The organism is Subdoligranulum sp. DSM 23681 (assembly GCF_057005535.1).
In genome coordinates, this window is sequence record NZ_CM168050.1 from 1,097,053 (window position 1) to 1,120,852 (window position 23,800).

At 64.1% G+C, this 23,800-nt stretch carries 23 protein-coding genes and 1 other RNA gene; 2 read left to right on the top strand and 22 right to left on the bottom strand.

The genetic code is table 11. From position 1 onward, the window contains the following. Nucleotides 1-5: 5 nt before the first annotated feature. The 6 genes from AC127K_RS05255 to AC127K_RS05280 all read right to left on the bottom strand — a co-directional run bounded on the left by AC127K_RS05255 (nucleotide 6) and on the right by AC127K_RS05280 (nucleotide 6,226). Nucleotides 6-1,430: a hypothetical protein gene (locus tag AC127K_RS05255; protein WP_483721827.1), complete on the bottom strand. Its 1,425-nt coding sequence runs from the start codon at nucleotides 1,428-1,430 to the stop codon at nucleotides 6-8. Next, nucleotides 1,427-2,227 (bottom strand): hypothetical protein, encoded by an 801-nt coding sequence (locus tag AC127K_RS05260; RefSeq protein WP_294539464.1) that lies wholly within the window; start codon nucleotides 2,225-2,227, stop codon nucleotides 1,427-1,429. Before AC127K_RS05260 ends, AC127K_RS05255 begins: the two co-directional genes overlap by 4 nt. After that, on the bottom strand, nucleotides 2,224-3,651 hold the full coding sequence (locus AC127K_RS05265; RefSeq protein WP_483721828.1) for a sensor histidine kinase: 1,428 nt from the start codon (nucleotides 3,649-3,651) through the stop codon (nucleotides 2,224-2,226). Before AC127K_RS05265 ends, AC127K_RS05260 begins: the two co-directional genes overlap by 4 nt. 36 nt (nucleotides 3,652-3,687) lie before the next feature. Then, the gene (locus AC127K_RS05270) at nucleotides 3,688-4,341 is read right to left on the bottom strand and encodes a response regulator transcription factor (RefSeq protein WP_483721829.1); all 654 of its coding nucleotides are present in this window, start codon (nucleotides 4,339-4,341) and stop codon (nucleotides 3,688-3,690) included. A 126-nt stretch (nucleotides 4,342-4,467) separates the two neighbouring features. Continuing rightward, on the bottom strand, nucleotides 4,468-5,310 hold the full coding sequence (locus AC127K_RS05275; protein ID WP_294539475.1) for an HAD hydrolase-like protein: 843 nt from the start codon (nucleotides 5,308-5,310) through the stop codon (nucleotides 4,468-4,470). Nucleotides 5,311-5,473: 163 nt separating this feature from the next. Next, nucleotides 5,474-6,226 (bottom strand): NAD-dependent protein deacylase, encoded by a 753-nt coding sequence (locus tag AC127K_RS05280; RefSeq protein WP_483721830.1) that lies wholly within the window; start codon nucleotides 6,224-6,226, stop codon nucleotides 5,474-5,476. 78 nt (nucleotides 6,227-6,304) lie between these two features. Between AC127K_RS05280 and AC127K_RS05285 the strand changes: the two genes are divergently transcribed. Further along, nucleotides 6,305-7,183: an NAD(P)H-hydrate dehydratase gene (locus tag AC127K_RS05285; RefSeq protein ID WP_483721831.1), complete on the top strand. Its 879-nt coding sequence runs from the start codon at nucleotides 6,305-6,307 to the stop codon at nucleotides 7,181-7,183. A gap of 52 nt (nucleotides 7,184-7,235) precedes the next feature. On the opposite strand, the gene AC127K_RS05290 is transcribed toward AC127K_RS05285, so the two are convergent. The 14 genes from AC127K_RS05290 to AC127K_RS05355 form a co-directional block, all read right to left on the bottom strand. Beyond that, nucleotides 7,236-7,709: a threonine/serine exporter family protein gene (locus AC127K_RS05290; protein WP_294539485.1), complete on the bottom strand. Its 474-nt coding sequence runs from the start codon at nucleotides 7,707-7,709 to the stop codon at nucleotides 7,236-7,238. Then, the gene (locus AC127K_RS05295) at nucleotides 7,709-8,476 is read right to left on the bottom strand and encodes a threonine/serine exporter family protein (protein ID WP_483721832.1); all 768 of its coding nucleotides are present in this window, start codon (nucleotides 8,474-8,476) and stop codon (nucleotides 7,709-7,711) included. The genes AC127K_RS05290 and AC127K_RS05295 overlap by 1 nt, the downstream gene beginning before the upstream one ends. Beyond that, the gene (locus AC127K_RS05300) at nucleotides 8,473-10,995 is read right to left on the bottom strand and encodes a YfhO family protein (protein ID WP_483721833.1); all 2,523 of its coding nucleotides are present in this window, start codon (nucleotides 10,993-10,995) and stop codon (nucleotides 8,473-8,475) included. Before AC127K_RS05300 ends, AC127K_RS05295 begins: the two co-directional genes overlap by 4 nt. Nucleotides 10,996-11,022: 27 nt before the next feature. Beyond that, nucleotides 11,023-11,784 (bottom strand): acylneuraminate cytidylyltransferase family protein, encoded by a 762-nt coding sequence (locus AC127K_RS05305; RefSeq protein WP_483721834.1) that lies wholly within the window; start codon nucleotides 11,782-11,784, stop codon nucleotides 11,023-11,025. A gap of 1 nt (nucleotide 11,785) precedes the next feature. After that, nucleotides 11,786-12,739: a Gfo/Idh/MocA family protein gene (locus AC127K_RS05310; RefSeq protein ID WP_483721835.1), complete on the bottom strand. Its 954-nt coding sequence runs from the start codon at nucleotides 12,737-12,739 to the stop codon at nucleotides 11,786-11,788. 34 nt (nucleotides 12,740-12,773) lie between these two features. Further along, complete coding sequence (locus AC127K_RS05315) at nucleotides 12,774-13,112, bottom strand: DUF2500 domain-containing protein (RefSeq protein ID WP_483721836.1); 339 nt, start codon at nucleotides 13,110-13,112, stop codon at nucleotides 12,774-12,776. A 34-nt stretch (nucleotides 13,113-13,146) separates the two neighbouring features. Beyond that, nucleotides 13,147-14,130, bottom strand: a complete 984-nt coding sequence (locus AC127K_RS05320) for a Gfo/Idh/MocA family protein (RefSeq protein ID WP_294539499.1) — start codon at nucleotides 14,128-14,130, stop codon at nucleotides 13,147-13,149. A 17-nt stretch (nucleotides 14,131-14,147) separates the two neighbouring features. Next, nucleotides 14,148-15,344 carry a UDP-N-acetylglucosamine 2-epimerase gene (gene neuC / locus AC127K_RS05325; RefSeq protein WP_483721837.1) on the bottom strand — a complete coding sequence of 399 codons (1,197 nt, stop codon included), beginning with the start codon at nucleotides 15,342-15,344 and terminating at the stop codon, nucleotides 14,148-14,150. Then, nucleotides 15,334-16,329 carry an N-acetylneuraminate synthase gene (gene neuB, locus AC127K_RS05330; RefSeq protein WP_483721838.1) on the bottom strand — a complete coding sequence of 332 codons (996 nt, stop codon included), beginning with the start codon at nucleotides 16,327-16,329 and terminating at the stop codon, nucleotides 15,334-15,336. Before neuB ends, neuC begins: the two co-directional genes overlap by 11 nt. Before the next feature lie 12 nt (nucleotides 16,330-16,341). Next, complete coding sequence (locus tag AC127K_RS05335; RefSeq protein ID WP_294539505.1) at nucleotides 16,342-17,391, bottom strand: nucleotidyltransferase family protein; 1,050 nt, start codon at nucleotides 17,389-17,391, stop codon at nucleotides 16,342-16,344. 29 nt (nucleotides 17,392-17,420) lie between these two features. After that, nucleotides 17,421-18,593, bottom strand: coding sequence for a LegC family aminotransferase (locus AC127K_RS05340; protein ID WP_483721839.1), 1,173 nt, complete (start codon nucleotides 18,591-18,593; stop codon nucleotides 17,421-17,423). Nucleotides 18,594-18,732: 139 nt separating this feature from the next. Continuing rightward, on the bottom strand, nucleotides 18,733-19,443 hold the full coding sequence (locus AC127K_RS05345; protein WP_294539509.1) for a thioredoxin domain-containing protein: 711 nt from the start codon (nucleotides 19,441-19,443) through the stop codon (nucleotides 18,733-18,735). Between the two features lie 78 nt (nucleotides 19,444-19,521). Continuing rightward, nucleotides 19,522-19,728: non-coding RNA, 6S RNA (ssrS, locus tag AC127K_RS05350), on the bottom strand. Between the two features lie 8 nt (nucleotides 19,729-19,736). Next, nucleotides 19,737-20,066, bottom strand: a complete 330-nt coding sequence (locus AC127K_RS05355; protein WP_294539511.1) for a DUF1292 domain-containing protein — start codon at nucleotides 20,064-20,066, stop codon at nucleotides 19,737-19,739. Between the two features lie 165 nt (nucleotides 20,067-20,231). On the opposite strand from AC127K_RS05355, the gene AC127K_RS05360 reads away from it, so the two are divergent. After that, on the top strand, nucleotides 20,232-21,014 hold the full coding sequence (locus AC127K_RS05360; protein WP_294539513.1) for a peptidylprolyl isomerase: 783 nt from the start codon (nucleotides 20,232-20,234) through the stop codon (nucleotides 21,012-21,014). Nucleotides 21,015-21,106: 92 nt separating this feature from the next. Here AC127K_RS05360 and AC127K_RS05365 read toward each other — a convergent pair whose 3' ends face one another. Together AC127K_RS05365 and AC127K_RS05370 are read right to left on the bottom strand one after the other, a co-directional pair. Next, on the bottom strand, nucleotides 21,107-22,579 hold the full coding sequence (locus AC127K_RS05365; RefSeq protein WP_483721840.1) for a hypothetical protein: 1,473 nt from the start codon (nucleotides 22,577-22,579) through the stop codon (nucleotides 21,107-21,109). Between the two features lie 203 nt (nucleotides 22,580-22,782). Beyond that, on the bottom strand, nucleotides 22,783-23,763 hold the full coding sequence (locus AC127K_RS05370) for a hypothetical protein (protein WP_483721841.1): 981 nt from the start codon (nucleotides 23,761-23,763) through the stop codon (nucleotides 22,783-22,785). Nucleotides 23,764-23,800 lie beyond the last annotated feature (37 nt).

Here is a 23,800-nt window from a genome sequence, read left to right on the forward strand (position 1 = left end):
CGCCGTCAAGACGAGGGTTCCTCCGCGGCCTCCTCGTAGTCCTGTGTTACCTGCAAGTAGTCCTGTATTGCCTGCAGGGAAGCGGACACATCCGCCGCGTCCTCCTCCGGTGTGACGGGGCTGGGCACCATAAGGTAGATCGGGTTCCGGTAGCTGTTGCTGTACAGTTCCAGCAACAGGTTTCCGTCGGCGGTTTCGCACACGGGGCGGTTCACATAGAATCCGGCAGGGATCTCCTCGGCCATTTCCCCCAGTTCGGCCTGGGACCAGGTCAACCCGGTGGACAGTTCCACCGTCGTGATGCTTCCGTTCAGATAGCTGACCACAAAATGAGGCATCCCGCCCAGATTCTGCACCGGTAAGGCGTCCGTCCCCATGTTGCTTTCCTCGCACAGGGCACGGGCTTCCCCCGTCATCAGGTCGTAGGCGCACAGGGTGTACCGGCCCGCCTCCTTGCGGTTGTACAGCAGCTGATCCCCCACCACCTGCCACAGCTCCACATTCTGGTCGGGCAGGCGGATCTTGTCCACCGCTCCGGTGGCAGGGTCATACAGCCAGCAGTCATGGGTATCCTGCGCTATCAGGGCATAATAGCCGTCGTAGTTGCCGTACAGGTACATGGTGTTCATGTCCACCGGGCTGCGGGTATGGCAGAGCACCAGCTGTCCGTTCCAGCCGCCCAGCAGGGTGGTGTAGTCCGGGTCGGGGATGGAAAAGGTATCCACCTGCCCGTCCAGACCGATGCGCACCCCGTAGATGTTGGTGGCCGCTTCAAAGACGCCCTCTTTCACGATCCCGTACAGGGCGTTTTCGTCCCGGCAGACCAGCCCGGGGTTTACCCCTTCCGGCAGGGTGACCAGCCTCTCCCGGGTCAGGCCGTCGGCGCTGATGCGGTCCACATAGCTGGGCTTCTGCAGCATGTCGATGCAGTCCTGCACATAGGCTTTCCCCGCCTCTCCGGGGAACTCCGTCTCCATCTGTACCGGGTCATTGAGAATTTGCTGGTATTGTTGCAGCAGGACCTGATTGCTCTTCTCCGAGAAAGCCGGATGGTAGATCAGCACCGACCCGTCCTCCTGGGCCAGGATGACATCGGAGGTCTGGATGTTGATGTAGGACACACAATCCGGGGTGTCGTGCTCACACCCCGGCAGATGGCAGAGGACTTCCTCTTCCAGGGTATCAAAGGATACCCTGGTGATCAGGTCGTAAGCATATACCGTGTTACCGCCCTCCCGCTCCCGGTAGGTTGTCCGGTAATAGCCCTGGCTGTTGGCTCTGTACAGCGGCTCCATCTTCCCCACCGTCCAGGTGGCGGCGGTTTCGGCGGTGGCAGCGGTCTCGGTGGTGGCGGTGTCCGACGGCGCGCTCCCGCAGGCGGTAAGAAAGACCAGCAACAGCGCCGGCCCGAGGATCAGCAGGTGTTTCATCCGCTCACCTCCTTTGTGTAAGGTCCCAGCTGCAGGCTGAGGAACTGCCGGGTCTCGCCGCTGCTGCTGAAAGTATCCTCCCCGGTGGCGCAGGTCATCAGGGCCTGTCCGTTCTCGCTGTACAGGCCGCTTTGTTCATAGTCGGTGCCCGTCGGCACGGTCCAGTCCCCCAGCCCGTCCAGCTCGTTCAGTTCCACCCAGGCGGGCAGGGCAACGGCAGGATCGATCTCATGCCTCTGCAGGGCACTGATCCACAGCGCCACCACCTTGCCGGTGCGGCTGTCCACCTCCATGTTCAGCAGGCAGGTCTGGGAATTTTCCCCCACATAGGTTTTCAGCCGCAGAAAGCCCAGGGAATCGGTGCTGTAATAGGTAGGGGCCGCCCAGTAGTCGATCTCTTCCTTGACCTGGTCCCACCAGGCCTGGGGCAGCACGCCTCCATCCACCAGGGTCTGGAGAACCTCATCCCGGTACTGCTGCATATCCGCATCGGCGTAGGTCATGCCGCCGGAGTAGGTGGCGCCGGAAAAGTACATGCCTTCTACCCCGTCTTCGGTGGAATACATCTGGCCGTTGTAGTTCCGCCAGGCCAGCTCCACCCGGGTGTTCAGCTGGCGCAGCAGATAGTAGTCGTCCCCGGTGGGCACCAGGGAGGTGTAGGGGGTCTGTTGGGTGTGGGTCTGGCCCACCATGGCCGCGTCGGTCAGGGCAAACCATCCCAGGGGGATGGCTGCCAGGGGCACGATGGCGGCGGCGCACAAAGCCAGCATCCAGCCCCGCTTCCGGTTCCGCTTCATACGGCACCCCCTTCTTTCGGTTTTGATACTGCCTGCAGGGTGACGGTGACCGCCGTCCCCTTGCCGGGGGCACTGTCAATGGTCAGGGTCCCCCCGTGGGCCTGGGCGATGCGGCTGCACAACGCCAGCCCCAGCCCGCTGCCGCCCTGCTTGCGGGCGCGGGACTTGTCCACCATGTAAAAAGGCTCGGTGACCCGGGCCAGCTGGTCAGCGGGAATGCCGCAGCCCTGGTCCCGCACCCGGAGCAGCACCGTCCGGCCCGCCTGTTCGGCGGAAACGGTGATGGTCCCCCCGGGTCCGGCCTTGGCCGCGTTGGTGATCAGGTTGAGGACCAGGTCACAGAGCAGGTCGGTATCTCCCTGCACCCAGAGTCCGGTGGACAGGGTCTCCACCCGGGCATGGCCGTTCTGTTCCAGGGCGGGGCGGGCGGCCTTGACCGCCATGGTCACCGCCCGGTCCAGGGCCACCGGGCCCAGGGCCAGCTCCTCCTCGTCCAGGTGAAGCAGCTGCAGCAGTTTGCCGCTGAGGCTTTCCAGACGGTGGGCCTCATGGTAGATGGCTCCCGCCGCCTCCCGCTGTTCCGCCGGGTCTGGCTGCATGCTGCGCAACAGGTCCGCATAGCCCAAAATGCCGGTCATGGGGGTCTTGAGTTCATGGGTAAACGCCCCCATGAAGTCCTCCCGCTGCTGCACCGAAAGTTCCAGCGCCGCCACCTTGTCCTGCACGGCGGCGGCCATGCTGTCAAAGCTTTCGCTGAGCTGGCCGATCTCGTCGTCTGTGCGCACGTTGGTGCGCAGGGCATAGTCCCCCGCCGCAATGCGCCGGCTGGCCTGGTTCAGCAGAGCCAGGGGCCGGATGAGTTTGCGGCTGAAGATGGCGGCCGCCGCCGCTGCCCCGATGACCACCGCCGCCTCCAGCAGCAGGAACCGCTGCAGGCTGCGGGACCGGGCGGCAAAGGCCTCCGACAGATCATAGGCGGAGTAGAGGGTCCACCCGTCCAGCAGGTCGGTGCAGTAGACCCGCCACAGGGAATCGCCGCTGCGCAGGATGGCCTGCTGGCCGCTGCCGGGAAGCACACTGGCGCCCCAGACCGCGGGCAGACAGGAATACACCGCCCCCTGCCCCATCTGCCTGTCGGTGTGGTAGAGGGCGGCCAGCTGGGCCGTGCCCCCTTCCGCCGGTTCCAGCAGATCGGCGCAGAAGCTGCCCAGGCCGGATTCGGTCACGGCCTCCCCCTGGCGGTGCAGGGAGAGGATCTCATTTTCCAGGGTATAGCAGAGCATATCGTGGCGGTTCTGCTCCTGGTCCGCCAGCGAGGAAAGGCGGTCCTGGAAATCGCCGTACAGAAGGGCGCTGCCCCCCAGGGCGAAAAAGGTCACCACCACCAGCAGGATGGTGCAGACCAGTTTTTCCGAAAATCGCATAGGCGGTTCCCTTCCGGTGCGTCCCGGGGATGCACCTCACTCTTTTTTCAGCCGGTATCCCACACGATAGACCGTCTCGATCTTGTCGTGCCAGTCCAGTTTTTTGCGCAGCCGCTGGATGTGCAGGTCCAGGGTGCGGGTATCGGCCATCTCGCCGCCCCACACCCGCTCATACAGCACGTCCCGGTAGAGCGCCGCCCCCCGGTTGCGCATGAGCTGTTCCAGCAAAGCGAATTCCCGGGGCGTCAGGTCCACCGGCTCACCGCCGCGCATCACCCGGCGCTCGGTCAGATCCAGGGTCACATCAAAGGCGGTCAGGGTCTGCCCGCCCCGGCCGGTGCGGCGCAGGACTGCCTCCACCCGGGCGATGAGTTCCTCCACCTCGAAGGGTTTGACCAGGTAGTCGTCCGCTCCCAGGCTCAGCCCCCTGACCCGGTCCTTCACGCTGGATTTGGCGGTGATAAAGATCACCGGCGTGCCCATGGGCCGCAGGTATTCCAGCAGGTCGTAGCCGTCCAGTCCAGGCAGCATAATGTCCAGCAGCGCCAGGTCAAAGTCGTTGTCCTGGATCAGGTCGGCGGCCTTCACCCCGTCGTTGGCCACGGTACATGCATACCCGGCCCGGGTCAGGCTGACTTCGATCAGCCGGGAAATGGTCTGTTCATCTTCCACAATCAGGATCCGATTCATCCACACAGGCCCCCTTATCCTTTATCATATGGAGCGATTGTACCCGAATTGTATCTGAAAATCCCGGAAAACCCCATAAAAAAACGCAAGGCCCCGGGCGGGGGGCCTTGCGCAAAGCCGGGGTCATCAGCCGTGCAGAGCACTGCGCAGCGCCGCCAGCAATTCGTTCTGGTAGGTGGGATTGAAGGTGCCGTGGAGCAGTTTGGGCAGGGCCTCCTCCTGCAGGCGGCGCCAGCTTTCGGCCTCCTTACCGGGCAGGATGGGCACAAAGGCCACCCCGTTGGCAGCGGCGGCCTGGGCGTCCCCCATGGCGTCGCCCACCATCATGACTTTGCGGCTCTCATACCCGCAGGCCAGCATGACGGCGATGGAGTTGGCTTTGCTGCCCACCTCCTGGCCGAAGATCACGTCCGCATGGCGGGAAAGACCGTACCGGGTCCACTCGCTCTCGATAGCGGACTCATTGGCCGCCGACACCACCGCCACGTCAGCCACGGCGTGCAGCTGGCGCAGGCTGGTCTCCACCCCGGGGAAAGGCTCAAAGGTGGGTTCCAGGGCCTGGATACGGCGGTTGCAGGCGTTGTTCCACTCCTGCAGCTTGCGCAGTGCCAGACTGCCGGTGCGCAGCATCTCCTGCTGCAGGCTGGCAGTGCTCAGCTCCGAAGCGGTGCGCACCCAGGCGGCGATATCCTCCGACCCGGGCACTTCCACCCCGCGGTTCTTCAGCCGGTCAAAGATCTGCACCACGCTCTCAAACCGGGGGATGCCCCGGGTGATGCCGGTGATGTTGATCTCCTTCCAGGCGGAGGTGATCATATCGGCATATTCATCCAGCGAAAACACACGGATCAGCTCCGGGCAGAAGACGGTGCAGTGCTTGATGCGCACAGTGTCCATCACGCAGCCGTCTGAGTCCATGCAAACCAGAAATTCCCGCTTTTTCACAAAGTCTGTCAACGCACTTGCCATACCTTCCAGCCCCCCTGCTGTTCCACATGTCTGCTTTCCGATAGTTCATGCAGACTATATTTCTATCATAACAGAACCAGACAAAAAAGCCAAGAGTCTTTTTGTAAAAAAACGCCAAAAAAATCCGCACATTGCCCAAGTTTTTCGCGTTTCTTTGTGCAAATCACGGGGTTTCGGGATTCTCCGGTTTTACAGCATCCGGGCCCAGTGCCTGCCCGATGGGCAGGTGCAGCACCAGGCTGGCGGACTCGTCCGCCGGGGTGGGCTGCTTGTTGATGACCACCAGCTCATCGCCCCGGAAATACCGCAGCAGACCCGCCGCCGGGTACACCGCCAGACTGGTGCCGCCCACGATGAGCAGGTCCGCCTGACCGATGGCCTGGATGGCCCCTTCCACCGTGGCTTCGTCCAGGCCTTCCTCATAGAGCACCACATCCGGCTTGACCAGGCCGCCGCACTCGGTGCAATGGGGCACGCCGTCCCCGTGGCCGGCTGCTTCCTCGATGAAGTCCACCCCGTAGAATTTGCCGCACCGGGTACAGAAGTTGCGCAGGGTGGAACCGTGGAGCTCATACACCGTCCTGCTGCCCGCGGCCTGGTGCAGGCCGTCGATGTTCTGGGTGACCACCGCCTTGCATTTGCCCTCCTTTTCCAGGGCCGCCAGCCGCAGATGGGCGGCGTTGGGCTTGGCCCCGTGAACGATGAGCTTTTTGCGGTAGAAGTCAAAGAATTCGGCGGTGTGCTGCACAAAGAAGGTGTGGGAAAGCATGGTCTCCGGCGGATAGCGGAAGGTCTGGTGGTACAGACCGTCCACGCTGCGGAAATCCGGGATGCCGCTCTCGGTGGAAACACCGGCGCCGCCGAAAAACACCAGGCGGCTGCTTTTTTGGATCAAACGTTCCAGTTCAGGTACCATTGTCTTGCTCCTTTCGGTTTTTTGGGGGTATAATGGGAAAAACGGCACGTTCCCGCGTGCCATAAAGGGGGCTTTTGTATGCACGAGATCAGCCGGGAGGAGGTCCTGGCCTGCCTGCCCCGCCGGGAGGCAGACACCAACAAGGGCAGTTACGGCCGGGTGACGGCGGTGGCGGGCAGTATGGCCTACCGGGGCGCGGCGGCCCTGTGCTGTGAGAGCGCCCTGCGCACCGGCGCCGGACTGGTGTATCTGGCCAGCGTGGAGCCGGTGATCCAGCTGGTGCTGACCCGCACCCCCGAATGCTGTGCCCTGCCCTGCCGCACCGACGCCGACGGCGGGGTGCTGGCGGCGGATGCGGCGGCGGTGCGCCAGCGGTTCAGCGGGACTTCCGCCGTTCTGCTGGCCGGCCCCGGCCTGGGGGAGAGCGCCGGCCGGGTGCTGAACGCTTTGTGCGGCATCGGCGCGCCCTGGCGCGGAGCGGTGCTGGACGCCGACGTCCTGAACGCCATAGCCGCCGGGGACCTGGGCACCACCCCGTTCCTGCCCCGGGACACGGTGCTGACCCCCCACCCGGGAGAGATGGCCCGCCTGCTTGGCACCACGGTGGAGGCGGTGCAGGCGGACCGGCCCGGGGCGGCGCAGCGCTGCGCCAGACGGTTCCAGTGTGTGGCGGTGCTGAAGGGCACCGGTACCCTGGTGGCCGCCCCGGACGGGCGGCTGGTGCGCAACACCACCGGCAACCCGGGTCTGGCCCGGGGCGGCAGCGGGGATGTGCTGGCCGGGATGCTGGCGGCCCTGCTGGCCCAGGGACTGCCCGCCTTTGAGGCAGCGTACTGTGCGGTGTGGCTGCACGGAGCGGCGGCGGATGCCTGCGCCGCCCGCACCAGCCAGATGACCATGCTGCCCCATGACATCCTGGCGGACCTGGGGCGGATTTTGGGCAACGCCGGACGGTAAGGATCAAAAACGGGAAACAGAACAGCGGTGTGCCTGGGCACACCGCTGTTTTTCAGTTCATTTTGGGACCGCGATACTGATGGCGGGACAGTTTGCGGGGCAGAGGGATACTGCAGACGATGGCGATGCCCATGGCCAGGGCCACGGCGGTCTTCAACGTCTCCACACCCTTGCTGGCAAAGAGCACCTGTTCATTGTTGAGCAGATAATAAGCCGTGTAGTAGATACCGGCCCCGGGCACCAGGGGGAAGATGGCGCACAGCAGGAACAGGGTGACGGGTGCCCGGTGGGTGATGGCAAAAAAGCGGGAGATGCCCGCCAGGGGGAAGGTGGCCACCAGGGTGGCGGCGGGCATGGAAAGGCCGGCGGCGGTGCAGATGATGTACACCACCCAGCCCACCGCCCCTGCGGTGCCGCAGGCCAGGAAGTGGCGGCGGGGCACCTGGAACGCCAGACTGAAACAGACCGTTGCCACCATGGCAACGCAGAACTGCAGCACACAGCTGCCGAAAAATTGCAGGTTCATCACAGGGGGATCCTCCACAGACTGACGGCCACCATGTAGGTCAGAGCCACGCCGCAGGCCAGACACCCGGCGCAGAGCAGGGCGTCGAACAGGCGGATGGTGCCGGACAGGTAGTCGGCATTGATGATGTCCCGGATGCCCATGGTCAGGGCCACGCCGGGGGTAAGCACCATCAGGGCGCCGATGATGGCGCCGCTGGGATTGTACCCGGCTCCCCACACCATCCGCATGGCCAGGGCCAGGGCTGTGCAGGCGGCGGCCGCCGCAATGTCGGTAAAGACCTTGCTCACCCCGCCTTTGTGGAAGAGCTGCATGATGAGCATCTCCACAATGCCGGCGCAGAAGGCGGTGACGATCTCCGGTCCGTCGCCGCCGAACAGAAAGGCAAAACAGCCGCTGCCCACCGCGCCCGCCAGCAGCGACACCCGGAACCCGTAGGCCGGGATGGCACAGGCGTCCTGCAGGGCCTTTTCGGCGCTGTCCAGGTCCAGCTTGCCGGCGGCCAGTTCCCGGGAAATGGCGTTCACCGCCTCCACCCGGCCCAGATGAATGCTCACCCGGGGCACGTGGCGCACGGCGCTGATGGGACCGTCCTCCCCTTCCGCCGAAGCAAAGATGCCGTTGGTGAGTACATACACCCGGAATTCCCGGATGCCCAGGCTGCGGGCCATGATCTCCATGGTGTCCTGGGCGCGGAAGACCTCGCCCCCGTTTTCCAGCATGGCTTTGCCCGCTTCCACCACCATCTCAATGGCACGATCGGTCATGGGTTCTCTCCTTTCGCCTTGCGGCGTTTTTCCCGGGCAAACCAGAGCGCGGCGATGCCCGCACAGACCACGGTGCCCGCCAGCCCTGCCGCCGCGCCGGGATGGGCGTAGTGCAGCTCCACATGGTTTTCGCCCTCATGCAGCCGCACCCCGATGAAGCCGCCAAAGACACATTCGGTCTCGGCCTTCTCCCCGTTGACGGTGAGCTTCCAGTGGGCGGAATCCTCCCAGGCAAAGGGCAGAACCAAAAGGTCGGCGTCGGCGGTGCCGGTGGCGACGAGGTCGATGTGACCGCCCTCCCGGATGGTCATTTTTTCCGGTTCGGTGGCCTGCAAAGTGGCGGAGGCAGCCGCCAGCACACTTTCATCCAGGCTGTACACCTGGATGGCGGCCCGGGCTTCCTCGCTGTCCGCAAAGCCCAGGCGCAGCTCCACCGTCTCTCCCTTCTGGAAGGTGCCCAGGGGGAACACCCCGCCCAGGGAATCCCCGTTGAAGTATTCGCCCAGCAGGGTGCCGTTCACCGCCACGTCCGCCGGGGTCATGTCGGTAAGGGTGGGGATGGCCAGATAACAGGGGCCGTCGCAGGGGGCGGTGAAGGTGAGCAGGATGCCCTGTTCCGGCTGCTCAAAGCTGAGGTCCGCGGGCAGCAGGGCATCCGGGGTGCCGGGGACCAGGGCGGTGAGCATGGCATTCTGCAGTTCAAACGTATTTTCGCTGTCTGCAATGGACACGTTCAAAGCGTCGGAGGAGCCCACATAGGCCATGGGCAAGGCGCAGGGGTTTTCCCACACGGAAAGTTCGGTGCCGGTGTCCAGGGCCTCATACTGGCCGGGTACCAGGCGGGAGCCGTCGCTGTACAGGTAGCGGATCCCCAGCAGGCTGTCCGCCACCCCGGTGGAACCCCATCCGTAGGTGGAGTAGTTGATGTAGCCCAGGGCTTCCAGCAGTTCCTTGGCCGAGCTGGCCTTGGTGGAGGAATAGTGGCTGATGCCCCAGTACCCCAGCAGCATGGGGTCGTTGAGGGTGCGCATGAAGTTTTTCTCGATGCGGTAGTACCCGCCGTCCAGGGCACGGATGGCGTTCACGGCGGCGGTGTTCTGGTCGTAGAATTCCTCAAATCCGCTGACGGTGTAGCTTTCAAACTTGCGCAGGGCCAGCACCGTGTTGGCGCCCATATCCCCCACGGCCACCACCCCGAAGCCCACCGCCCCGGCCAGAGCCAGCATACGGCGGGAAGAGTGGAGCCAGACCGCACAGGCCAGGGTGGCGGCAAAGACCACCACCGTGGCCGCCACCTTGAAGACCGAGAAGGTCTCCCCGGAGGCAAAGCAGTAGCCCACGCACCAGAGGGCTCCCAGCCCCCCGGCCAGCACCAGGGCTTTGGGGCGGGGCGCCCCTTCCAGCAGGGCTTTGGCGGCCAGCAGCGCCAGGAACAGGCTGACCAGGAAGCTGTACCGGCAGGGGAACCACACCGGCTGCTTGAAGCCGTGCCAGATCAGGTCGATGCCGTAGAGCCAGAAGCTGAGGGCCATGACGGCCAGCACCGCCCCGGCGGCCAGCTTCTGCCGCAAAGCGCTTTTTCCCGCAAAGAAGAGGACCACCAGCACCACGCAGAAGACGCCGCAATAGATATTGGGCAGGGTGCCGGTGACATCATCCCAGAAGAAATCCCCGAAGAAGAGCCGGTAGGGCAGCTGCCACAGGGGGAAGTTGGGTTTGAGGGAGAATTCCATCTCAAACAGGCCGCCCTTGCTCTGCTCCACTTCCAGCAGGGCGGGCAGCAGCAATACCAGACCCAGGCCCGCCCCCAAAGCACCGGAGGCGGCAAAGAGCCCCACCCGCCGGGGCAGAGAAGCGGAGGGGTGGTCGGTGCCCCACCAGCGGTAGGCAAAGTAGGGCAGGGTGAACAGGCACACTTCCCAGGCGGTGTAAAAGTTGAGCAGCACGCAGGCCAGCACCAGAAAGGTCAGAGGCCAGTGGCGGGCCTTGTCCACCAGTTCGTCCACCGCCCACAGCACCAGCGGTGCCAGCAGGACCACATCCATCCAGATGATGTTCTGGTTGTACACCACGCAGAAGGCGCACAGGCTGTACCCCAGGCTGAGCACCGGCAGCAGGCGGGAAGCGCTTTTGTAGTGCCGCTGCAGAAAGAAGCAGCAGGCCGCGCCGGTGCAGGCCACCCGCACCGCAAAGACGGCCTGGGCCACATAGGGGATGGCCCGCACGGGGAAGAGGAGATAGGCCAGATTGAAGGGGCTGCTCATGTAGTAGGCGAACAGACCCAAGGTGCTGCCCCCGCACAGCTTGGCGAAGCTGTAAAAGAAGCCGCCTTCGCGCACACGGCGCCACATATCGGTGATGTAGTTCACATACAGGCCGTTGAGGTCGCCGGTGAGGATGGTGTCATCCCCGAAAGGCGCAAAGCCCAGCAGGAAATACGCCCCCAGCACCAGCAAGAGGGACAGCCCGAAGGCTGCCCCCACGTTCTGACGCTGGCGGCGGCGGATATTCGTTTCCATGGAGTCTCCTTTGCAGCCAGGACGCCCTCAGCCGCGGATGTTGCGGCGCACGGCGTCGAAGTCGGGATAGTTCTCGTACAGATGGGCGGCGATGGCCTCCATCAGGCGGTAGTCGTGTTCGGAGTCGATGTCGATGATGCCGGTGTCCATCATCACGCTGACCCCGATCTTGCCCCGCCAGAGCATGCCGTCGGTGTTATTGGCCAGGAAGTCCCGCTTGAACACATAGATGGAGGCGTTCACATCAAAGACTTCCGGGGCCTGCTGGCGGCCGGTGAATTCGCTCTTGTTCACCTGCTCCACATGGTCGCCCACCGTCTTGACCATGTTGAACCAGGGATTGCGCCGTGCTTCGCAGACGCTGAACACCAGGTCCAGGTCGGGGCGGCTTTGCTTTTTGGCAAAGGCGTTCTCGATGTCGGCGGCGGTGCGCAGGGGGCTGGTGATGTCCAGGTCCATGAGATAGTCATAGGCCGCGCCGGTCTGTTCCTCCATCCGGCGCAGGCTGTCCTGGTAGACGGCCATCTTGGGCACCTTGTCCCCGCCCAGTTCCTCGCCCCGGGGCAGAAAGACCACTTCCGGGTACCGGGCTTTCACCAGCTCCGCCAGCTCGGGGCTGTCGGTGTTCAGGGCGAAGTCGATGTGCAGTTCGGGATGATTCTTGGCAAAAAGTTCCGCGGCACTCAGGGAATAATACACCAGCGGATGACCGCAGAAGGTTTTCAGATTTTTGTTCTTGAAGCCTTTGCTGCCGGCGCGGCCGCAGACGGTAATGAGCAGACGTTTCATATTACAGTTCCCCCAAAGTCAGTTTGAGCACATCCAGGGCGGTGGCGGGGGTGTTCAGGCTGTCGCCCTCCCCTTCCATCGCGTAGTGCAGGAAGTATTCCATCTCCCGGATATACCGTTCATTCACATCCTCCCGGCAGTCCTCCACCGTGCCGTCGGGCAAAGTCAGGGTGCCGGCGCCGAAATCCGCCACGGCGGACCCGGTGGGGCAGAAGAGCTCGATGCTGCGGCGGTAGCCCCGGCCGAAGTAGTCCAGATGCACCTCCACCAGCAGGTGGGGATATCGGGCGATATACAGCGATACATCGTCGGAGTCGATCTCCAGTTCCGAATACTGGCCCCGCAGGTTGTAAAGCGCCTCCGGTTTGCCGAAGAGTTCCACCAGGTAGTCCCATTCGTGGATGAGGTCGATGGTCACCCCGCCCCCCATGGCCTTGTGGGCGCTGTACACGGTGCGGTAATCCACCCCGGGGCGCCAGTCGGGCAGGTAGGAGGAGCAGATCACCCGGGCGCAGTAGGGACGCAGCTCGGGCAGGTGCTTTTTCAGCGCCAGCATGGCCCCGCACCACCGCATGGGGGCGGCCACATAGGCTTTCTGCCCCGCAGGAAGCAGGTCGGAAAGAGTCCGGCCGGTCTCCTCGGCGGAGAAGATGGGCTTTTCAATGAACAAAGCCCCCGCCCGCCCGCGGACCAGTTCCAGGGCGGCGGCGTGCAGGCTGGTGGGGTTGGTGATGAAAGCCATGTCATACCGGGGCAGGGCGGCTTGGTCCTCCAGGGTGGTGAACTGGGCCGCCAGCAGCTCCGCCACGCCGGGACGCAGGGGACGGTTCAAATCGCTGCGCAGGGCGTGGGCGCACAGGGTCAGGCCCTGTTTTTCGCAGATGGCATGCAGGTTTTTCAGATGGCGGGTCCCGATGGACCCCAGGCCGATGAACAGGGCGGTGACAGTGCCCATGTTCCTCACTCCTTTGTCAGATGTAATGGGGCAGTCACTGGCGGTCAAAGCCCAGGAAGCGGGTGCCCTGGAAGTGGAGCATACCCCGGTCCCCTTCGGCCAGCAGGCCGGCCTCCCGGGCAGGCAGGCGCAGTTCCAGACGGTCGCCGCTCTCAAATTCAAAGGTAGCGTAGTAGGTGGTGCCGCCTCCGCCGTTGTTGTAGCTGTAATGGTGCTGCCGCTTGGCCACCACGGTGGCGGGGCTGCTCAGCCGGGGCGAGGCATTGTTGCGGGACCATTCGGCCACGTTGCGGATCACCATGACCACCATCAGTCCCACCACCAGCACAAACATGGCAGGGACAAAGATTTCCATCAGATTGAACAGTATCATAACAGAGCCCTTTCTTGTGGGGGCAGTGCCGTATTCAGGCCTGGGCCACGGCGTCCATCAGCCGGATGGCTGCCCGGTCTTTCTCAAAGGTCCAGCGGGGTTCTTCCTCCCCTTTCAGCACGGCGAAGAAGTTGGCCAGCTCGTCCACGTAGGCGTTCTCCACAATGTTGTCGCTGTACCGGCTGTCGTGCTCAAAGCTGCCGTAGGTGTCCACCGGCTGCTTGTCCCCGTCCCTGAACTCATACAGGGCCTTGGGGTTGCCCTCCCAGAAGAGGTGCAGCCCGTCGCCGAAGCATTCAAAGCTGCGCACCGCCTTGGGGCTGACCACGTCCGCCGCCAGCACCCCTTGTACCCCGCCTTTGTGGCGCAGCAGCAGGGTGGCGCAGTCGGGATAGGGCAGGCCCAGGTCGCTGATGGTGTCGGTCTGGACGGTCATGTGTTCCACATCCCCGAAGGCATCCAGCAGCCAGGGCAGGTCGATGCCGAAGATCTCCCGCACGCCGCCGGTCCGGGCGTTGCCCACAAAGAAGTTCTTGTAGTTCTCCCAGGGGTGCCAGTCGGGCAGGTACTGGCCGATATGGTAAATGTAATGCACCGGGCGGCCGAATTCAGCCACACGGCGTTTGATGTACTGGGTCTCCTTGCGGTAGAGCATGGTGGAGGAGAGGAAGAGGGGCACACCCTTTTCCCTGGCCTTGGCCAGGTTCTCGGTGTAGCCGTCGTCCACCAGGTTCAGCTCGGTGAACACCGGCAGGCCCGCGTCCAGCAGCTCCGAAATGATGGCCGCATGGCTCAAAGGCGAGGTGCAGACCAGGGCGGCGTCCGGGTGTTCGGCTGCCACGGCCTCCCCAATGGAGGGGTAGGCTGCCTGACACAGCTCCAGGGACAGAGCCTCGGTGCGGCGGGCTTCGGCGCTGTCCACGCCGCAGATGCGGACGTTTTCCGCCCCCAGCAGGCCCCGGGTCAGGCGGGCGCGGCGTTTGCCCATGCTGCCCAGGCCGACGATGAGAAGTTTCATACCAATACCTCCCGATGTTACAGGCAGGGTTCCGCCTGCGGGTCAAACGGCGGCACCGGGCCGTCGTAGAATGTTTTGGGTTTGGTGAAGTCGAAATGTTCCAGCACTTTCACGATCTTGCCGCTGGTGTCGCCCCCGTGATAAGGGCTGACGGCCCCCGCAGCCACCACCCGGAAGGCCGGGGTCAGGGCGGTGCGCAGGGCGTCCTCGATCTGGGTGCGCTCCCCGCCGCAGCGGATGACATTCTGGCAGAGGATGCGTCCGGCCTGACGGCTGCCGATGTTCACCGCCGGCACCCCGAAGCTGGGGGTCTCCACCACGCCGGAGGAGGAGTTGCCCGCCACCAGGGCGGCGTACTGCATGGCCGAGAGATACCGGCGCAGGCCCAGGCTGTTGATGAAGCCCGCCCGGTCGGGGTGGTCGGCGGCAAAGCGCTGCATCCGGGCGGTGCAGACGGCGCCCCCGGCGTCAGCGTTGGAGCCGGTGATGAGCCAGAACACCCCCTCCACCGCCTCCATGGCCTCGCACAGGGCCTCCGCCTGGATGGCGGGGTCCGGGGCGCCGGCGGCGGTCTCGGGGTGGAAGGTGACCAGGGCGAAGGGCTGCATCAGGTCAAAGCCGGTGGATTGGCACAATTCCTCCCGGCTCATTTTGGGCACAGCGCGGATGTTTTCATCCCCCAGGCCCCCCACGCAGAAGACCCGGGCGGGGTCCTCCCCCATCCGCACCAGGCGGGCGGCGCTGTCGGCGCAGGAGGGGAAATGCACCGCCGCCATCTTGCTGATGCAGTGGCGGTAGTACTCGTCGGCGGCGCCCAGGGTCACATCCCCGCCGGAAATGTGGGCGATGGGGATATGGCGGGCCGCAGCGGCGGTGGCGGCGGCAAAAATTTCAAACCGGTCCCCCAGCACCAGCACACAGCCGGGGCGGTGGGCGGCAAAATAGTCGTCAAAGACTTCAATCGTGCGGGCGATGGTGCGTCCCACCGGTTCGTCCGGGTCCTTTTCCCGGAAAATGGGCAGTCGGGCGGCGATTTCCACCGCCGGGGCGTCAGCTTCCACTTCCGTGACCGTGTTGCCCAGGCGCTCACACAGATGGGCCCCGGTCACCACCAGTTCCAGCCGCCCCGCGGCGGCCAGTTTGCGGGCCACCGGGCGCAAAAGGCCGTAGTCCGCCCGGGTGGAGGTGAGGAGTGCCACAGTGTCACAGTTCAATCTTTTCATCCTCCGCAAAGTCCCGCTTGGCGGTCTGGCCCAGCACCTCGTACCAGCGCATGGGGCTGATGCCGTCCCCGGGACGTTTGGTGGTCAGGTTGTCGGCGGTGAAGGTCTCCCCCGCCTTGATGGGGCGGGCGGCCACGATGCTCTTGCGGGCTACCGCCTTGTTGGGGGCCTCGCTGGCAGTCAGGTGCTTGTGGCCGTCGCCCAGTGCGGCTTCCACATGGCGCACCGCGTCCACCATGGCCTTGAACTCGGTGGGGTCCAGGCTGGCTTTCTGGTCGGGGCCGGGGAGGGTCTTGTCCAGAGTGAAATGCTTTTCAATGACCTGGGCGCCCAGCACGGTGGCGGCCACGTCGCACTCCCACCCCGGGGTGTGGTCGGACAGGCCCACCGGCAGGCCGAACTGCTCGAACAGCTCGATCATGGCGGTGAGGTTGGCGTCCTCATAGGGGGTGGGATACTGGGTGTTGCAGTGCAGGATGGTGGCCTCCGGGCAGCCGTTGTCGTCCAGGATGCCCAGGGCGTCGGTGATCTCCCCCAGGGTGCTCATGCCGGTGGACAGCAGCACCGGGGTGTTCAGCTTGGCCACCTCTTCCAGATAGGGCAGGTTGGTGATCTCCCCCGAAGGAATCTTGATCAGCGGCAGGCCCAGGGTGCCCAGGAACCGCACGCTGGGGATATCGAAGGGGGCGGACAGGTACTGGATGCCGATGGAATCGCAGTATTCCTTCAGCTCCTTGTGGCCTTCAAAGGAGAAGTGCAGCTTGCGGATCATCTCCAGCTGGCTTTCGGCGGCATCGGTGGTCTGCTTCTGGTATTCGGCCTTCTCGGCGAACTTGCTCACCACCAGCTCGGGCACGGCGGTCTGGTATTTGACGATATCGGCGCCGCATTCCTTGGCCACCAGGGCCATCTTTTTGGCCATTTCCAGGTCACCGTTGTGGTTGACACCGGCTTCGGCAATGATCGTAACAGGCATAATCGTTTCCTTTCAGCGTTGTGTTTCCAGTTTGCGGCGCATCTTTTCCAGTTCTTCCATCTGGCCCATGTCCATCCAGGCGCTCTCGTTGATGGGGTAGACGCCCACCTTCTCCCCGGCGGCGCGGTAGCGTTCGATGACATCGGGGAAACCGATGTTCTCCCCTTCCTTCATCTCCTCCACCACCCGGGGTTCCACCACATACACGCCGGTGTTGGTCAGGAAGTTCAGTTCCGGTTTTTCCCGCATGGCGGCAATGCCGCCGTCCTCCCCCAGTTCCACCACGCCATAAGGCACGGTGTAGTGCTTGAGGGCGCAGACCATGGTGACCAGGTTGCCCCGCTCCTTGTGCTTGGCGTACAGGTCCCCGAAATCCAGGTCCAGCAGGGTATCGCAGTTGGTGAAGAAGAAGGGGGAATCCACCTTGCCCTTGAGCAGGCAGAGCCCGCCGCCGGTGCCCATGAACTGTTCCTCGTCCACGAATTCCAGGTCGTAGTCTTTCTCCACTTCCCCGAAATAGGACTTGATCATGTTCTTTTTATAGTTGACCACCATCTTGAACCGGTGGCAGCCGAATTCCCGGAAGCGGTCGATGATCATCTCCGCAATGGGCTGTTCCCCCACCGGGATCAGGGGTTTGGGCAGGATCTTGGTATAAGGGTAGAGCCGGGTGCCCAGCCCGCCGGCCATCATGACCACCGGGATGTCCACCTTCTTGCGGTTGTCCACATCCACACCGCCCGCAAAGACGATATCGGTGATGACCCCTTTCTTGTTCAGGATGGGCAGGGCGTCGATGCCGTATTTCTGCAGTTCTTCCCGGGCGCGGCCCCGCTCGGACACGGGCAGGCTCTTGGGCGAAAAGTTGGCCGCCTGTTCCACGGGCTCGGCCAGTGTGCCGCCCCGGAGCAGGAACTTGCGGATGTCGCCGTCGGTGACCACGGCCTGCAGCACCCCGTCCGGTGCGATGAACAGGATGCGCTGGCCGGTCTCGTCCAGCTTTTTCATGGTTTCCAGCACGGTGGCGTGGCGGTCCACGAAGAGTTCTTCGATTTTGAGCAAGGCGGTTCTCCCCTTTTATGCAGTCAGTTTCAGACCAGCGCCTTCACCGCGTCGATGACGCGGGCGCAGTCGGCTTCGCTCAGGTTGGTGGAGCAGGGCAGGTTGACGATGTGCGCCCGCAGGTCCTGGGCCTTTTCCAGATGGTAGGCCTCGTTGCGGGGGTAGTCCGCCTGCTCGTGGATGAGGGCCCACACCGGGCGGGTCTGGATGCCCTGGTCCTGCAAGGTGGCAATGACCGTATCCCGGTCCAGGGAGGTCTCACCCAGATACAGGCTGTAGAACCAGTGGTTGGCGCGCACTCCTTCGGCCTCGGTCTTGAAGGGCAGGATGCGCAGGCCGTGGTAGCCGTCCAGGGCGTCCTTGTACTGGTTGTAGCGGGCGATCTTGGTGGCGATGAAGTCCTCCAGACGTTCCAGCTGGGCCAGACCCAGGCAGGCCTGGACGTTGGTCATGCGGTAGTTGTAGCCCACCTCGTCGTGGAAGAACTGGAGCATGTCGCTCTTGGCCTGGGTGGACAGGTGCTTGGCGTGCTCCGCCCAGTCGGGATGGTTGGACACCAGCATGCCGCCGGCACCGGTGGTGATGATCTTGTTGCCGTTGAAGCTGTAGCAGCCCACGTCGCCCATGGTGCCGGCAAACTTGCCGGACAACGGGCCGGAGACGTACTTGGTACCCAGGGCCTCGGTGGCGTCCTCAATGAGGGTCAGGCGGTATTTTTTGGCAATGTCCAGCAGGCGGGGCATAGCAGCCATGTTGCCGAAGACATGCACCACTTCCAGGGCGGCCACTTTGGCGCCGGTCTTGTTGTTGTACAGGCCGTCTTCCTTCAGGGTGCAGTGGTTGGCGCAGAAGTCCTCCACAGCGTCGGGGTCGATGCACCAGGAATCGTCGCAGCCGATGAAAACCGGTTCCGCCCCCACATAGCGGGTCAGGGGGCTGACGGCGGCAATGAAGGTCAGGGTGGGTACGATGACCTCCTGCCCGGGCCGGATGCCGCAGGCCATGGCGGCCAGATGCAGCGCCGAGGACCCGGCGTTGGAGGCTACGGCCCGGGGCATGCCCACATAGTCGGCCAGGGCCTGCTCAAATTCACCCACCCGGGCGCCGCTGGTGGACACCCAGCCGGAGGTGATGGCTTCGGCCGCCCGGGCGGCCTCCTTTTCGCCGAAATTCGGTACAGACAACGGGATAAAAGCAGACATAGATACGTCCCCCGATCTTATAATTACAAAAATTCAGTCTTTATTATAAACCGTTTGGTGTCAAACGGCAAGGCGGACAACAAAAAAGCCGTCCCCGCCGGGTGGGCGGGAACGGTTTTTGATAAATCGCTTTTGGGGGTCACTGGTCCTCGTCGGTGTAGGCATCCTCAAACAGGCGCAGCACACCGGTACGGTCGAAATCTTCGGTGTTGTCAGCGTCGGTAAGCCCCGGGATCCGGGGGGATTCGTCCGCCGGGGTGTAGATGGGCACGTCCTCGTCGGGTTCCTCATCGTCTCCGGGCACCAGTTCCAGCTCTTCCAGCAGGGCCTGGATGGCGTCGCAGTCCTCGGGCAGGTCGGTGAGGCTGGAACCGTAGTGGGCGAACAGCACGGTGCCGTCCACGTCCAGGATCAGGGTCAGGGGCATGTCCAGCACATTGTTCTTGGGCGGCTTGTAGCCGTTGCGCTTGGCTTCCCGCAGGATCTTCCAGGCTTCCAGGCTGTAGGCGGTCAGGGTACCGCTGCGCTGGGGAATGTCCAGCAGGTCGTACAGCACCCCGTCCGCGTCGCACAGGAGGGGGAAAGGCAGGGTATCCGGCCCGATGCTGTGGGAAAGTTTGTCCGCACGGGAACGCACCACCATGGCAAACCCGCCGCTGCGCAGACCGTCGAAGGTGGATGCGTAGCGTTCCGCAAAAGTGCGGGTGACCGGATGGCCGAAGTTGTTCATGAACACCATGACCAGCGGTGCGCTCTGGGCCAGCAGGTCCCGGAAACGGTTCTGGGCGCTGTAGGGCGTATCATACAAAAAGAAAGGCAGCTTGTCCCCTGCCGCAACACGACCGGCCAAGCCAAACACTCCCCTTTCACACACTTTTTTATTCCAAAAAACGCCGGGCGGCGGACCCGTCCGGCGATGAATTGCCTAATATACCCCGCACAGCCGTCTGCGACCAATCAAAACCTACTGTTATGAGCAGGTGGGTGCCCTGCCGCTGCGTTCACGCTCCCTTCTTCCGCTGGCCGCCGAAGCGGGGCGGGAGGTCTGCGATCCTGCAGAGGACTTTTCCGGGCTCCCTAGATTTGATTAGTAGGATCATATAAAGCCGCAACAAATCGAACCGCGCAGGGTGTTTTTTGGGTTCAGTTTTCCAGTTCGGAATCGTCAATGTCAAACATCGCCTTCAGGCGTTCCTCGAACACCTTGCCGACGCGGATGAGCTCCTCATCATCGTCCACGATGTCCATATATTCCCCGTCCTCGTCGGTGCCGATGCGCATGAGGATCAGTTCGGCATCCTCTTCCAGGGATTCGGGGTCTTCCTGATAGGGAACCACCGCCATATAACGGGTCCCGTCGATCTCGGTCACGTCGATGACTTCAAAGGTGCACTCCTTGCCGTCCTCATCCTCCAGCGTCAGCAGGTCGGGGGAAGCCTCTTCCAGCATTTCGGGGTTCAGTTCGTCAGCCATAGTTCGTTTCTCCTAAAAAACATCGGGCCGCAGGGCCCTGTTGGTTTCCTTGTACGCTTATAGTGTACTTGTTTTTTTGTTTCGCGTCAAGCTATGCTTTGCGAGGAAATTGTGGTATACTGAATTCATCATGCGCCAAGATCATTCCCCTGAAGGAGGCTGCTTATGCCCAAAACGAAAAAACTGCGCGCAGCGGCGTGTTTTGCGGCGCTGCTGGCCCTTTGTCTGACCGCCTGTTCCTCTGCGGAGGACGGGCATCCCCGGCCCGACCGCCCGGTGGTGGAAAGCGGCGAGCGCCAGTTCACCGCCCCGTCGGACGGGGACCTGATCGCCATTTTCGACACCAGCCTGGGTGAAGTGCGGGCGGTGCTGTACCCCGACGCCGCCCCCATGGCGGTGGAAAATTTTGTGGGGCTGGCCCGCACCGGCTACTATGACGGCACGGCCATCTGGCGCTGCGAATACGGTTTTGCGGTGCAGGGGGGCGATGCCACCGGCACCGGCACCGGCGGGTCCACCATCTGGAGCAACAACCCCTATCCCCTGGAAGCCAGCGCCGACCTGCGCCATTACACCGGCGCTTTGTGCGCGGCCTTTGCCTCCGGCGGAGATGTCCAGGGCGGCACCAGCCAGTTTTATTTCGTGACGGCCCTGCCGGACAGTGTGGACAAATCCATGCAGGAAGAGCTGGCTGCCAACGGCTACACCGAGAGCCAGATCGCCGCCTACGCCGACGGCGGCGGCCTGCCCTACCTGGACAACACCGACACGGTCTTCGGACAGGTGTATATGGGGATGGATGTGGTGGACATCATGGCCAGCTGCCCCACCGTGGTGAACGAGGACGGCACCGATACCTTCCGCCCGGACGGAGAGATCATCGTCAACAAGGTGACCATCACCACCTATCCCGGGCCGGAGCCCGCCACCGCCGAATCCGCCGAATAACCCAATCTATGCGCCAGCGCCCCGCGGCATCACCGCGGGGCGCTGGCTTTCTCTTTCTTCTCAGGTCTTCTTTTCGGAAACGGCGCGAGGCCTTACTCTTTTTTGGTGCGGCGGCGCAGGGCGCGCAGGGCGCGCACCGCCTTTTCCCGGGTCACACCGGGCTGGGGCACGGGTTTGTCCGCCTCCGGTTCGGGAGTTTCCGGTTCCTCCGGCTCCTCTTCCGGCTCGTCATACTCCTCATCATCCCCGAAACTGGGCATGACCGGCATCTGGGGGCCGGCGGCGGGCGGGTCCTCGTCGGGCTCGGCGGGGGTCTCCTGCCGCACAATGGGCGAGGAGAAGATGGCTCCCGGCACAGCGGTCAGGGCCGGACCTGTCTGACGGGCGGGTTCCGGTTCCTCCGCCGGGGCGGCGGGGGCTTCCGGCTCTTCCGGTGCGGGGCGCTCCGGCTCTGCGGGTTCCGCCGTCTCCGGTTCCGGCTGGACCGGGGGTTCGGAAGCATCGGGCTCCGCCTCCTCGTCCTCCGCCACCAGCTGGAAGCTGCGGACGGCACGGGCGGCCACACTGTTTTCGTCCGGAGCGGGCTCCGCGGATTCCTCCTCTTCGTCGTCCTCCTGGCCGGCGGCAGCCTGGGCGCGCAGTTCATCCACCGCCCGGGCGATGGCCTCCGGTCCCAGGTCCAGTTCCACCGGCGGCGTGGGCACCTCATGCAGGTCGGGCAGCTCATCCACCGCCGGCGCGGGCACCGCTTCGGCGGCGGCACCTTCGCTCTTGGCGGTGCCTTCCACCTGCATCAGCTCCCGGGCCATCCGGTTCAGGAATTCGATAAGCTTGTCCCGGCGCTGTTCCAGCACCCGGACTTCGTCCCGCAGGCTGTTGAGCCGCAGCTGATGGGCATTCTGCACTTCGTTGGCTTCCGCCGCCGCGGCGTCCACCAGCCGGCGGGCCTGGGCCTGGGCCTGGGCCTGGGCAGCCCGGGCGGTGGCCTGGGCTGCCAGCTTGGCCTGATCGGTGATCTTCTGCGCCTTCTTGCGGGCTTCCTCCACCATCTGGTCGGCCTCATCCTCCGCCTTTTCCAGCCGCTGGCGGCGAGCCGCCACCTGGGCAGCCTTCTCGTCGTCCAGCTCCCGGCCCTTGATGCGCAGCTCCGCCCGGGCCTGGGCGGCCGCCTCCTTCAGTTCCTCGTTTTCCTTGGTCAGGTCGCTGTTTTTCAGCTGCAGGACCGCGCAATGATCGCTGAGGGAATGGTACTTCTCCTTCAGGCTGGCCAGACGGTTGTCCAGCTCGGTGCGCTGGCGGGAATAGGTCTGGGTATTGCCGGCCAGGGCGGCACTCTGTTCCGCCAGACGGCGGTTCTGGGCGGTCAGGTTCTGGCAATGCTGTTCCAGGGCGGTATTCTGCTGGACAAGGGCCTTGGCATGGCTTTCGGCCCGGTTGAGCCGCTGTTCGTATTCGGTGCACAGGGCCTGCATGGCCTGCCGCACATCCACCGTCTCATATCCGCCGAAGCGGGCTTTGCGGATGCCGCTCTGTTCAATGAATTTGCTGACGTCGATCTTTGGCACGGTAACGCACCCCGTTCCTTCCTCAATGTACTTCCCGCCGGATGCGCCCCCCAGCGCACTCCCCGGCGTTTTTTCGTTTACATATGGTATTATTATACCAAGGCCCCTGACCGAACGCAACAAAAAACTTCCCCGCCATGTCGGGCGCCCGACATGGGTGGGGAAGGGCTGATTGGGATATGAACCCGGGGCCGGACGTCCGGTCAGGACGCCTTTTTTTCCGCCAGAGCGTCGGTTTGCAGGACCAGGCGTCGGGCGCTGCCCTGGGGCGCAGAGGTGCCCGCCGGCTCATACACCGCACACAGGGTCACGGTGACGGTGTAACGGCCGGGAGCGTGGTATGTCCGGGAAGGCCAGAGGGTCCAGCTGCCGCCGGACATGGCCGCGGCGGCGGGCACGGTGTACTCGGCCACCGGGCCCGTATCGTCCGAGACGGTATACCGCACGGTGCACCATGCGTTGTTTTTGCCGTCGGGGATGTTGCCCGCATTGCCGTCGGGCGGGTTGATCATGTATCCGAAATTCACCTCCTGTTCTGCGGTCAGGGTCTGGTCGGCGGGGGCATACGTACAGCGCAGGGGGATATCGGCCGCCGCGGCGGGAAAGGACGCCAGACACACCGGCTGTGTGTCCCCGTCCTCCGCCGTGTACAGGCCGCCCGTGCCTGCCCGCACCCCGCAGCCGCCGAAGGTGGCGGCATAGTCCGGTTTCAGCCCGGACAGCCGCACCACCAGCCTGCGGCCGAAGGTGGTGCGCCCCTGCCCGTCCAGACGGGGTTTTTCACTTACGGCATTGGTTGTATAGTCAAAACCGGTCACGGTCAGGGTGCCGGTCGCTGCATCGGTGGTCAGCTGCAGGCCGGACAGGTCCAGTTTCACCTGCCCCCATCCGCTGTGGGTCTTGTCCACGGCATACACCTGGACATCGGTGTTATCGGTCATGGTATATTCGGGCGCCAGGGTATAGCGCAGCCGGGTGTCGGGGCCGGGGGCTGTCTTTGTGCCCGCTTCGGCCCAGGCCTGCAGGGTCAGGGTATAGGTGCCGTCCTCCCCGCAGGTGATCTGCTGGGTCAGGCACAGGGTCGGTTCGGTCTGGGAGACGGCGGACTCGGCCGCCCGGGCAGGCAGTGCCGCTCCCAGCAAAAGCAGCGCCCACAGCGCCGCGGTGTGCAGGAATCGCTTCATGGTCCATCCTTCCCCGCGGTGCCGTCCGGCGCTGCCG